Source organism: Olleya sp. UBA1516 (assembly GCF_002323495.1).
GTDB lineage: Bacteria > Bacteroidota > Bacteroidia > Flavobacteriales > Flavobacteriaceae > Olleya.
Window position 1 is genome coordinate 118,159 of sequence record NZ_DCQO01000011.1, and the last position, 12,917, is coordinate 131,075.

6 protein-coding genes are annotated in these 12,917 nt (G+C 32.0%); 2 read left to right on the forward strand and 4 right to left on the reverse strand.

The window, feature by feature from the left end; translation table 11 throughout:
- Window positions 1-182: 182 nt before the first annotated feature.
- Complete coding sequence (locus B2989_RS07425) at window positions 183-4,835, reverse strand: LamG-like jellyroll fold domain-containing protein (RefSeq protein ID WP_292946673.1); 4,653 nt, start codon at window positions 4,833-4,835, stop codon at window positions 183-185.
- Window positions 4,836-5,013: 178 nt separating this feature from the next.
- Window positions 5,014-9,693 carry a M14 family zinc carboxypeptidase gene (locus B2989_RS07430; RefSeq protein WP_292946677.1) on the reverse strand — a complete coding sequence of 1,560 codons (4,680 nt, stop codon included), beginning with the start codon at window positions 9,691-9,693 and terminating at the stop codon, window positions 5,014-5,016.
- A gap of 476 nt (window positions 9,694-10,169) precedes the next feature.
- Between B2989_RS07430 and tssD the strand changes: the two genes are divergently transcribed.
- Window positions 10,170-10,565: a type VI secretion system tube protein TssD gene (tssD, locus tag B2989_RS07435; protein ID WP_292946680.1), complete on the forward strand. Its 396-nt coding sequence runs from the start codon at window positions 10,170-10,172 to the stop codon at window positions 10,563-10,565.
- 153 nt (window positions 10,566-10,718) lie between these two features.
- On the opposite strand, the gene B2989_RS07440 is transcribed toward tssD, so the two are convergent.
- On the reverse strand, window positions 10,719-11,114 hold the full coding sequence (locus B2989_RS07440; protein ID WP_292946683.1) for a hypothetical protein: 396 nt from the start codon (window positions 11,112-11,114) through the stop codon (window positions 10,719-10,721).
- A gap of 150 nt (window positions 11,115-11,264) precedes the next feature.
- Here B2989_RS07440 and B2989_RS07445 point away from each other — a divergent pair, with 150 nt between their 5' ends.
- Window positions 11,265-12,257: a hypothetical protein gene (locus tag B2989_RS07445; protein ID WP_292946686.1), complete on the forward strand. Its 993-nt coding sequence runs from the start codon at window positions 11,265-11,267 to the stop codon at window positions 12,255-12,257.
- A gap of 24 nt (window positions 12,258-12,281) precedes the next feature.
- Here B2989_RS07445 and B2989_RS07450 read toward each other — a convergent pair whose 3' ends face one another.
- A complete protein-coding gene (locus B2989_RS07450; RefSeq protein ID WP_145002088.1) occupies window positions 12,282-12,917 on the reverse strand; it encodes a response regulator transcription factor in 636 nt (211 codons plus the stop codon).

Consider the following 12,917-nt stretch of genomic DNA (forward strand, 5'->3'; position numbering starts at 1 on the left):
AGGTAAAATACAAATATTTTCGATGAAATACACTTTTGAAGATTTTGTTGAATCATTTATGGGTTTAAAAGCATAAAAAAGGGTATAAAATATTATGTTTTTAGATTAAGGTGAAATAAAAAAAACCAAGACATGATGTCTTGGTTTTTTAGTTAATAAGAATAAAGTAGATTTGGGCTATATTATTCGATTAAAACTTTTTTAGATAGTTTACCATTTTCTGTAATTACTTCTAAAACGTAAGTACCAGTACTTATTTTGTTCGTTTTTAATTCGATTAAATCTGTAGATTCAAAATCATTAAAAGAAACAATTTCTTGTCCTAATATATTATAAAGACTTACTGTTTTTACATTTTCTAATTTAGGGTTATTTACTACTATAGTATTAGACCCATTTGCATAGTAATAATTGATTGTAGTTTCTATTTCAAAATCTTCTGTAGACAATGAGTTAGATACTTGACTAAACCTTAAATCAAATCTATCCAAATACACTCCTGTTGCTAAGTCTAAAGCGACGTCGTTTTGTCTAAGATCATGGTAAGTATTTGTAACGTTGTCATAGATATAAATTTCTAAGTCATCTGGAACATTTTCTAAAGCATCAATTGTTATGGTGTTTATTCCATCAGTATCAACATGAATTCCTAGAGGTAAAATAGTTGCGTAATCAATAACATTAGTACCTTGTATTGTATATTTATTATCGCTAATCATCCAATACATATCGTCCATTTGCTCTGTTTTGGCTTCACCATCATAACCCCAATCATATCCAGTAGAAGCATTAGTATCTTCTGTGACTAATAATTGTCTGTGTACAGTGTTAACAGAATTAAAGCCTAATCTAATTTTTAATCTGTCATCTGCATTGTAACTATTAGATGTTGTTGCAACATCAGAAGTAGACCTTACAAATACTGAAGAAGCTCCTTCTTTTTCAAAAATACGTTGTCCATTATTAAATCTAATGTTACCCGAGTTTTCACTTTTGACAAAAAATCCTTGAGACACTGGAATATAGCGACCTGGTAATTTAACAGGTGTACCACCTGTAGCGACTAATGGATCATTGGTACCATAGCTTGCAGCAGGAGTAGATCCTGATAAATTATAAGTAGCGTAACCACCTTGGTAATCTGCCAAATTGTGAGATCCTCCTCCCCAATGTTCCCAGAAGTATAATGTTCCGGTTGTACTACCAGCACCTTCTATTGTTGGCGCATTGTCCATTATAAATTGATGCGCATCTAGTGCTGATGCATATGGATTACCAACTAAATATTCGTTTCCTGCAGTAATAGGTAGGTTAATATCTCCATTGTTTGGTTTTCCGTTAAAAACATAGTTTTGTTCTTGTGACAAATCATTACCAGTATTTGTAACTCCTTTTAAAGTAAACCCTTCTCCTGTTAAAAGTGATCCTGTGCTTCTAACATGTTGCCAGTCTGCATAAGCTCCAGATTGGTTAGAATATTTCCATATCCAATAATCTGCAATACCGATTGGCGATCCTGCGGTACCATTATAACTATTTGTTATAAAGTTTATATCAACCGGATTATTAGGGTCAGTACCATCTTTAAATACCTGAGGTAAAGTATATGCATTGTTATTAGTACTATTATTTGTTACACCAACTGGAGAAGACCAGAAGTTGTAAGTAAATAAATCTTTAGTCCCTTGTTGGTCACGTTCTATCGATCCTGTACTTGATGGATCTAAATCACTATTTAAAGATTGAATTAATTGCGACTCACCTTGTAAATCTATTTTTCCGTCTAATTTTAAATAGTGAGAAACTGTTATTCCGTTACCTGTATTTAAATCGTTATCACCATTTACAGATAATGTGTTATTAATAACATTTAAACTTAATACCGTTCTGTTATCATTGTTATTAGCTGGTAGGTTGCTGTTGTTTAAAGTTACGTCATGACTTATTTCAACAATATTCCAATCTACAGTAACATCAGCATCTACTATTGATGTAGATCCAGGAATGTAATACGTATTTCCATTAGTCCATGTGTTATTATTTGCCCAATCACCAGATGTAGTAGTAGTATATGGTAAAGGTGCTGTTTGGAAATCAACAGTATTTAAGTTTTTTAAAGCCCCTTGTATATTATTCCCTGAAGCGTCGTTAGTATTAGTATAGGTATAAATTGACATTGGATAATATCCTTTTAAATTACTCCATGGTAATGAAGCTACCTCATTATTTGTTATTGTATTAGGTACTATTTTTCCGCTTGTAAACGAACCGTTTTCTTCAATTTCTTGGTTCATTAAATAGCGCAATTGTCCTTCGCTTAGATTAGTACTCCAAACTCTAATTTCATCAATATTTCCTCTAAAAAATTGATCCGTAGATGTTTTTGAAGCAGCAGCAATTAAAAAAGACTCGTCAGTATCAATAGGAGCAGACCTGTTTGCAGATCTATCTAATACACCATCTATATAAATTTTTACATTAGATCCATTATATATTGCTGCAACATGATGCCATTCGTTATCAGGAATTCTTGTTGCACTTGTTAGTCGCTGTCTACTACCATTTTGCCATTCTATTCTTATACGATTGTTATTTAAAATCTGAAAATCATATCCTGCATTAAAAGCACTATTACGTTTAGATAATATTGATTTAGTTCCGGAATCTCCAGCATCTCTTTTTATCCAAGCAGAAACTGTAAAAGCAGATGGGTTTAAATCCAAATTATCTTCCATGTCAATATAGTTACTGGCACCATTAAAATATACAGATCTAATAACTTCTACTTGTGATGCATATCCAAATGTTATGTATTTAGTGCCATCAAAATCGTATGTAGTCTCTAAGTTTGTACCATTCATGGTCATTAATCTATAATCTGCAGTTGGGTCAAAAACAGGAGTGTCTGATATAAACATGTAGTAACTACCTGGAGGAGAAATGTTTCTAATCGCGTTTTGCGGAATGGAAACTTTTACCTTACCAATATCTCCACCATTTTCTACTACTTTCCAAGTACGTTGCATACCTAAAAAGCTTACTAATGTTGATAAACCTGGTATACCACTACTCATGTCTACACTTATAACTTCTGGAGCTGCATCTAGATCTGCATTATTGTTTCCCCATGTTAAGTATTCACGATTATTTAATGATACAGGATTTGACGCTTTATTTAAACTATTTGTGTCGTAAATGTCCGTTAAGCCCATAGTAATTAATCCTCTAGTTTCTCCTGTAGCATCTAATTCCGAGTTTACACTTCTTGATTGTCTTTGGTCTAACTCAGCACTATCGTCACGTCCAATACCAGCAATATCATAGTTGTATCCATTATTTGCAGATTGATCCCAAATTACATTTCCTTGACTATCAACATAATCCTGAGAGATTCCGTTAACACCTAATGTAATTCCATATTTTATACCTAAATAGGACTGTATTCTATTACGTTCTTGTGTAAGGTTGTTATCAGATTTTCTTGAATTGTAAGTAATAACCTCAGCAATTCTACCATCAAAACTTCCGTTCCAATATTGACTTCTTCCTAACCAATATCTACCATTATTAATTGTTGCATATCTAGATATGTCATTAGTTTGATTACCAACTTGTTTGGCATTAAAATATAATTCCATGTTACTATTAGCTGCATTCTGTCTAACGTTAACTATTTGAATTTGATTGTAATCTGTCCCTGAATTTGTATCGGATAATCCATAACCATTTTCAGTTGGGTTTGATGGCGTTTCACTAGTCGTACCAATACAATAAGAAAGACGCTCATTAACAACCCTTGCAGTATAAGATCCATATCCAAAACCTGTAACATCCTCAGTAAAACTATCTGTTAATGGATCAGATCCAGTAAAGGTATCTAAAGGATTCATGTTTGTGGTAATTTCTGGATCTGGCATTAAGACTACAAAAACATCATTTGTACTAAAACCTCCAGTTCCTTTTAATTCGTCTCTATTATTTATATAGGTCATATCAGATTGAGACGAATTATTGTTATTTTCAAACTCGATAACAGGGTTAAAATTTAAATTTTTAGCGCTATTGTCTCTATACACTGGTTCTTGTCCTGCAACTACAACTTCTGCATTGTTCCCTTTTCCGTTATCTACCCATTTACTAACGTTTGCACCATCTAAACCATAATTAGAACCATCTAATTGATCTGCTTTTAACCATAAGTCTAAATTACTTACAACACCTCCAGGTCCAGTAGTTGGTGTGTTAAATGTTGTACCAGTAATTGTAATGTTATCTATCATTAAATAATCATTAGTGTCACTTGCATCACATCTTATTCTAAATCTACCTGTTCCAAATAAAGGAAAGTTAAAATCAGTAGCCATTAAGGTTGCTGTTTTACTATAAAATATAGTTGAGTTACCTGATTGAAAGTCACCATTTTTATTAGCAACACTACCACTAACAAATCGTGCAACGGTTTGCCAACTGCCACCTCCAAAGAAACTTCCTGAGCTGTATTCTATAAAAAAGTCTTCGCCATTTTCCATACTATAGGTAGTAAAGAAAAATTTAAAGTCAATTTTGTCGTAAGCTCCAACATAAAAAGATGGAGAAGTCATTGAAGAGTTGTCACCTAAATTATCTCTTAACCAAAAACTGGTATTTCCTTCGTAAGCATAAAAGGTATTAGTTGCTCTATAGGCTTGAGAGGACTGTGTCCAACCTTGAGTTCCAGATTCAAAATCATAAAATCCTAAAGTCGTTTCGGTTTGACCAATTGCAGAATAGTTATTAGCATTACTTAATAATGCTAAAAGAATTAGTAGGGTTTTGTTGAGGGTAATGTTTTTCATAGTTTAAAAGGTCGATTTGAGGGGAATCTTTTTTTGTTAATATGATGTAAAATTAAATTTAAGCAAGCACTAAATAGGTTAACTTTAGTTAGAAAGCAATTAACTGTCGACGAATGGATCGTTTCTTACTTTAGACCGTTTTCAGGCTATTTATTGCTTGCTTGTAGGTTGTTGTTGGTTAAAATTTAATTAGTTTTTGAGTTTGAACAAATGTGTTTTTAGAATCTGAAATACGTAAAAAGTAAGGTGCTTGTTCTAAGCTTTCTAACTGATTTAGTCTAATCTTTCCATTAATAGGTTGCGTTACCTTATTGTATATCACTCTACCATTTAAATCAAATATTGAAACGGATATGGTGTCGTTATTTAGGCGTATTGGTAGTTTAATGTCTATAAAAGCATTAAAAGGGTTTGGACTAATAACAATGTTCTCATTTTCAAATTCAGTAACTCCTAAAGTTTCGGTTTCGTCAGATCCATTACAGTCCTCATCAATTCCGTTTTGTGGGATTTCGGTTGCTCCAGGATATACAGTGTCATTAGTATCATCACAATCTGTGTTATCCGTTACATAACCAATAGGCTGCGTACATGTTAATATTGAATTACTAGCGTCTCCAAAACCATCTGCATCATTATCTGCATAATATGTGTTAGTAGCAGTTGTTACAGTGATGTTTAAAGTTTGATCTGCATCACATCCAGAACCAGTTACTGTAACAGATGTATCTCCATCTGCACCATTATATGTTACACTGTTTACTGACCATGTGTAGGTTTCGTTTGAGCAAATAGCAACATTGGTAATTACAGGTTCTGGAGGTGTTCCTGTAACAACCCAAGTACAAGTACTAGAGTTGTAAGTTGCTGTTTCATAACAAGCAGTTGTTGGAGCATCTTGTTGTAATATAGTAACGGTTGCAGTTGCTGTATCTATATTAGCATTTGTGTCTGTAACGGTAAGTGTGACTGTGTTTTCCCCAATATTAGAGCAATCAAAACTGGTTTGTGATAGACTGTAAGATGCAATTGCACAATTATCTGTTGATCCATTATTAACATCAGCAGGAGTAATGGTTGCATTTCCGTCTTGATCTAATTGCACATTTATATTTTGTGTTATGGCAACAGGATTAGTTAAATCTTCAATAATATTTACGGTAAAAGAAGCTGTTTCAGTATTACCAGAACTATCAGTTACGTTGTAACTAATTGTTGTTATTCCGTTAGGAAAAGTATCTCCACTATTTAATCCAGTAGTATCTGTTCTGTTAGCTGTTAATGAAGTATCACAATTATCCGTAACTGTTGGATCTGTCCAAGTTGGATTATTAGCGCCACAAGTCAATGCAATATTTTCTGGTACATTGGCAAATACAGGCTTAATTTGATCTAATACAGTTATAGTAGCTGTACAGGTATCAGTTTGACCATCTGCATCTTCCACAGTTAATGTTACTGTAATAGGCGTACCAACATTAGAACAATCAAACGTGTCTATATCAATACTATAGTTTGTAATGGCAACATCGTCTGTTGATCCATTATCTATTTGAGATGCTGTTATTGATGCGTTTCCGGTAGCGTCCAATTGTACATTTATATTTTGACAATTAGCCACAGGTGGAGCAGAAGTCGCTAAATCAGAGGTAATACCTAATTTATCAATTGCAATGTCTCCAGACCATCCATCAACTGCGTTAGAGCTAGTTGTAGCACTTAACCTTAATTTAATAACCTGACCATCAAAAGATGATAAATCAACAGTTTGAGTTTTCCAAGCCTCTGTATGGCTAGCTTGTTGACTTCCAGAAAGTGTATAATCACTTAAAGTAACATAGTTTGCACCATTATCTGTACTTACATCTACTGTTAATACGCCAATAAAGTCTCCAAACATGTGGTAATCAAAATTGAAAGATGCATTTTCTCTGTCAGAAAAATCAATACATGGACTTAATAAACTAGCTGTTTTGCTAGGAAAGTTAGGGTCTGATGCTTCAATATAAATAAAGTAAGTACCATCTGATGCTACAGAAGGTCCAGTGCCTGTTGATGGTGTAGAATTACCATCGCCTTCTTGCTGTTTCATTGTCCAATCAAAGTCGTCAGTAGGTGAGGTTTGATCTGTCCAAACACCTAATGTATTCTCAAAACTTTCAAAATAGGGGAAGGTCGCAATTGCTGTTCCTGTACAAGGCGCTGAGGTAGTTGTTGTAAAATTAGTTATTGCACTGTAACTAGAATTACTAGAAGTACACTTTGTTCTTACTCTAACATCATAATCTGTAGCCTCATCTAAGCCATAAATAGTATACGTATTTGTAGTAATATCTGTAATGGTTGTCCATCCAGCAGATCCAGAACCTGTTTCTCTGTAACGTAAATCATAAGTTGCTAACACGCCTTCATCCCAATTTACTTCTGCAGTAGCTGTTGTAATATTTGTTACAGTTACGTTGTTAGGTACAATAGGTTCACATGCATAAGTGATGCCTATAATTTTAAAGTCATCAATAAAAAAACCATCATTAGTTGTGGAGTAGTTTTCATTAACATTTAATGCGTCAGTCATGAAGTTAAATCTGATTTTTACATTGTCAGAATTTAAAATTGAGGCATAATCACTGTCAATTGAAAACTCTTCCATAACCCAATTATCCATTCGGTCACCATCATATATCTGTCCAGAACTATTAGCTTGATAATTAGCATAAGTACTACTTTTATTGTCATGACTAGTTGTGTTACTAGTTGCGTTTGGTTTTGTGTAATTTCCGCAAAGCGAAATCCAATTTGATCCACCATCTGGTGAAGCTAAAACTTCTGCAAAGTCATAATTTCTTTCTATATCCCATTTTGAATAAAACTGAATTATTACTTCATTAGAATTTGTAAAATCAAAGCTATTAGTTGTTGTCAAAGATTTTGAAGCATTTGCCTGATAAGACCCTGTGCTTATTGCACTACTACCATCATAAGAGTTTGATGTAATAGACCAACTTCCAGATTGTGTCCATCCATTTAATCCGTCTGTATCAGGACTGTTTTGAAACAATATCGTAGGTTGATAGTATTTTGTGTATTCAGCTTCATAAATAACTCCATTATCGTTTGATAACGCAACGTTGTAGACAATTTTTTCGTTTGGCGAAATTCCAGTATTTAAATTTAAAGAAAAACTAACATTTCTTTGTTCTAGTACAGACATGCCTACTTCTGTTACTGGAGAAGCTATACTAGAAATATTAGAAGATATTGGTGTTACAGTTACAGTAAAATTACTTGCTGTTTGTCCAATACGTTCAATACCTAATACAATATCATCACCAATAGCATTGTTAATTGTACTTTGTGTTAAATCGTGTAGCTTAGCATATTTACCTCCATAATAAGCAGTCGCTAAGGAAATACGCATGGAGTTTACAGCATTTAATCTTACGTTTGCATTATTAGGCCAAAATCCAGAACTGTTTGCACCATGTTCAGGCGTTGTTGCTAAAATAGCTTGACCAGAACCATTTTTTCCATTATTATCGTTAGCTCCACCCATCATCCAATCATCTGGTAAACCATTAGATTCGTAAAAAATAGTTGCTCCATAAAGGTATCTATTATACCTAGTCATTTCTTCATGCCATTTATAAAATTCATTTTCTCTACCAGAACTTAAAGTTGGTACACCACCATATGGATGCGGAACAGAATTAGCATAAGAGTGATTCCAAACACCTGTTTTAAAATTACGGTTAGTAATAAAATCTACCATAATTTGTGTCTCTGGTTCAGAAGCAGCAGATGGACCTCTATATAAATTACTTGTAGGAGATCCAGAAGATCCAACATCGTTATAGTCCCAATAGTAGTCAAAGTTTCGGTTTAAATCTACACCTCTTAATGCAGTCGAATTAGATGTGCTTCCAGTATTTGGTCTTAAGTTTTTACGCTGCATTCCACCTCCTCCTGGACTTAAATGTTGATTCCAACGTAAACCGTCAGGATTAACTACTGGTACAAAATATAACTCGTTATTATCAACTAACTCTTTAATCGCGTCGTTTGTATTATAGTTTTCAATTAAATACCACATAAAATATATGTTATTCATTAAAGCACTTACTTCTCTAGAGTGTATCATAGAAGTAAATAATATTTGTGGTTTTGTACCTTCAGCAGTAGCGCTTTCGTTACCTGTAATACGTATATAGTTAATGGTTTGTGGGTTCCATCTAGATGTACCTTGTCCAGAATAAGTTAATCCGTTGTTGGTAATTGTATTTTGTGGATTACCCCAAGTTTTTTTATTATTAGATGATGCATCTTGTCTAGCAGATACTATATTTAAGTTATTTGTAGCATCATAGGAATTCATATTATCCAGTTCGGTTAATACTTCGCTTATTGTTAAGCAATTTCCCATTGATCCAAAATGAAAATTAGTTGGTTCTACCCAATTAAATTCGTCACACCCTGTATATTGTATAATATTGTCTTTAATAATATTAGATACAGAAGCTCTTAGTTGACCTTGTGATGCATCGTTGTTATAAGTTTGTTTACTGGTTGTAGTATTAATGTCATTTTTAATTCTATCCGCATAAAATTTTGTTAAGTCATCTATCACGACTTCAAACTGTATATTGTTTTCAGATAATATTTCAAGTTCAGTATCTGCTAACTCTAAAGTTAAATTATCATGATCATGAGATGCTCCACAATTTAAATCAATACCTCCAGTTGCAATAATACGTTTTGTAGCAGCGTCTGGATTTGTGATTTTAATTCTAGAATGTTTTTCTTGTGAAAAAGAAAACGTACAAGTAAGTGTAATAAGAATAAGTAATGTAATTTTATTCATTGTTGTTGGTTTGAGGTATAAAGGATTTTATAATTAGACCGCTAAACTAGGAAAAATATTACGAAAATCTTCTTTTAAATGCATAAAAACACGACAAAATACATCTTTTTAATCTAATTAGTTGAAAATGTGTAATTTACAAAATGCTTTTTTTATCGATAAAGTGTAATTTTTTGCAAAAATCTTCGATAAAATGCACTTTTTGTTAACTAAATATTATAATTAGCTGCTGTAAAATCATAAAATTATTCTAATTTATAGGTAAAAAGTAAGAGGTTTCTTTACTTTTTATTGTCTTTTTTTCAATTGAATTTAATGCTAAAATTAGTAGTCCAATTACCTTGTTTTTTTGTTTAATTAACAAGTTTTAGCATGACTAATTTATAATTTCACGGAATACCGTTAGTTTATTTGTTGCTAAATACCTCAATTTTGTAGCATAAGTGTATAACAATAATTTAATAGATGCATTAACTATGGAAAACGCTAGTAATATTAAAATAGAATTAATAATTAGAAAAGATAACACGACTACAAAACAGTTTGAGCTTACCCAATGTGACTATAATTTTTCGACAAATTATTATCAAGAGGAGGATAGTAGACCTGTAGAGGTTAATTTATCTGGCGGAATTAAAAACGGTTTAGATCCTTTGTTTATAGCTTGGATTACTAATCAACCAGGAACTTGGTCTGGTAGTATAACCATTTTTATTGAGGATAACAACCAACCTGCAGTGTCATTAAAGTTTGATAAAGCTACTGCTACAGGTTGTAGTCAATCTTTTAGTGAGTATAATACAAGTATTAACGAAACTTATTTTAATGCTAATTTAAAAGGTGTTGTCTTTAATGATTTGGCACTTAATTAATAGCTAATAAAATAATCAGATAAAAAGCCTTTAATATTACATCCTTAAAGGCTTTTTTTATATCTAAATTTTAAATTAAGATGGACTGTATAAAAAAAGGAAAGCGCTTTATGCTTTCCTTTTTTTTATAGTTTTTCAAAAATATAATTTAGCTTATAAGTTGTTTTCTAAAAACTCGCGTATTACTAAGTCCGTAAAAAATCCACTATGGTGTCCTCCCCAACAAGCGGTTAATGCAAATACGCCTGCTTCTAATGTTAAAGATTTTTTGTCTTCAGCACCTTCGTTAGGTATACAATAGACTTCAATGGAGTTAATGCTTTCTTGTATTGCTTCTTTTCCCATATCATCACTACAAACTTCTTTTAATCCATCTGTAAGTCTTTGTAAACAAACGCTTGGTACAAACTTTATATAATCCATTTCAAAAGTATCCCAATTAATATTAATTGGTAAGGCTTTACCAACAATGTCGTTAATCTCTTTTTGATAATCTGATAAATATTGGTCTTCAATTGATTTTGCTGCTTTTTTTTCTTTTAATCCCATGGTAAATGTTTTAGGTGTTATTTATGATTCAAAGGTATTTTAAGAGCTTATAAATTTTACACCTCATTTAAGTGAATATTAAAACTCACGGAATTCCGTGAGGTGGTAGCTTTTAATTAGCTCTAATTTTATACTCTAAAAAATTAAAAGATGAGGATTGTAATTATACTAGGTATATGCCTATTTGTACTAGTAATATTAGCCAAAGGATTTACCAGGTTAGTTGGAGGTATTTCTAAAAGGCAAGCATCAAATAATTTAGTGCAGTATTTAACCAGAGAATATAAAGGTGAGCTTAACTTTAAAGATTTAAACCGTTTTTTTAACAGCGGAAACATGAATCCAAATATGTTTAGTGTCCATATTTTTAATGCAGATAAACCTGAAATTGAATTTTATTGTCATATAAACTTAAAAACAATACTAGAGGATGGAGGAATAACGATGAATGGTTTGGATGAAAAAACGATAAATGATTATTATTTAGAAGCAATTAAACGTTACGACACAAGGCAAGCTATTAAACGAATTTTTAAAACTGAATTTTCTTTAATTGTATTTAATAACAATAGTATTGATTTAACCACTGACGTTAATTTAGAATCTGAAGCCTTACAATTGGTGCTAAATAAGTTTATTACACGTTTAAATTATTTTTATGAAGATTTAGATATCTATTCTGATATTGCTTTAATTATAAAAACACCTAATCATCCAGAAGGGTTTATTGAAGTCCCTTTAGAGGTTTACGATAACAAATGGAGTATGTCCTGTTTTATGTTATCGGATAAAGCAACAAATTTTAATATTATAGAATCCAGAATTAAACGTGATCTTATTAAATATTTAGAGCAGTCACAACCAAACTTTGAGATTTATGATTCTAAAAAGGTGTATTTAGATAAAAATGCGTTGTCAAGAGCAGCTAGTGTCCAATACCTTAGCGATAAAACTGTTAATAATGAAGGCACAGTAAAATACCAAAACCCGCTAAAAGGGGTTTATGCAACCTATTTTGATTTAGAAACAGGTCATATATATAAAGGCGAATTAATTACATCAAAAAATGATAAAATCTCTTATGATGAAGAACTTGTTTTGATAAAAAAAACGCTTCAAGCAGAAGGGGTTTTAACTTGGTAAAGTAACATTGCTGTTAATTATTAATTAATCAAATAAACCAGATTCTATTGCATATTTTACAGCACCAGTTGTTGTTTTAGAACCCGTTTTTAATAAGATGTTTTTTCGATGTGTTTCTACGGTATTAACAGAAATAAAAAGTTTTTCCGAAATTTCTTTAGACGTTAATTCTTCAGCTAAAAGCGCTAAGACTTCTTTTTCACGAGGTGATAATTCAATGTTTTTATATTTTTTTCGTTCAAAAACACTTTCCATATAACGCTGTTTGATAATTTCAGAAAAATATTGTTCGTCACCTAAAACAGTTCTAACCGCTTTTTGTAATTCGTCTTTACTAGTAAATTTTGGAACAAATCCATCAGCTCCTTTTTGAATAACTTTATGGACTGTTCTATGATTGTCTAACATACTTAGCATGATAATTTTAACGTGACTATGCTTTTTCTTTATTTCGGTTAGCAACTCAATACCATCCATTTTAGGCATATTTATATCGCTAATAATTAAGCCAATTTCAAACTGCTTAAGTAATCTAACCACTTGTTTTCCTTCGGTAGCTAGATGTACTTCTCCAATCTCTTCCATGTCACTTAATATGGTATTAATGCCTTCTAAAAACATTAAATGGTCGTCTGCTATAATGATATTTGTTTTTTTCAA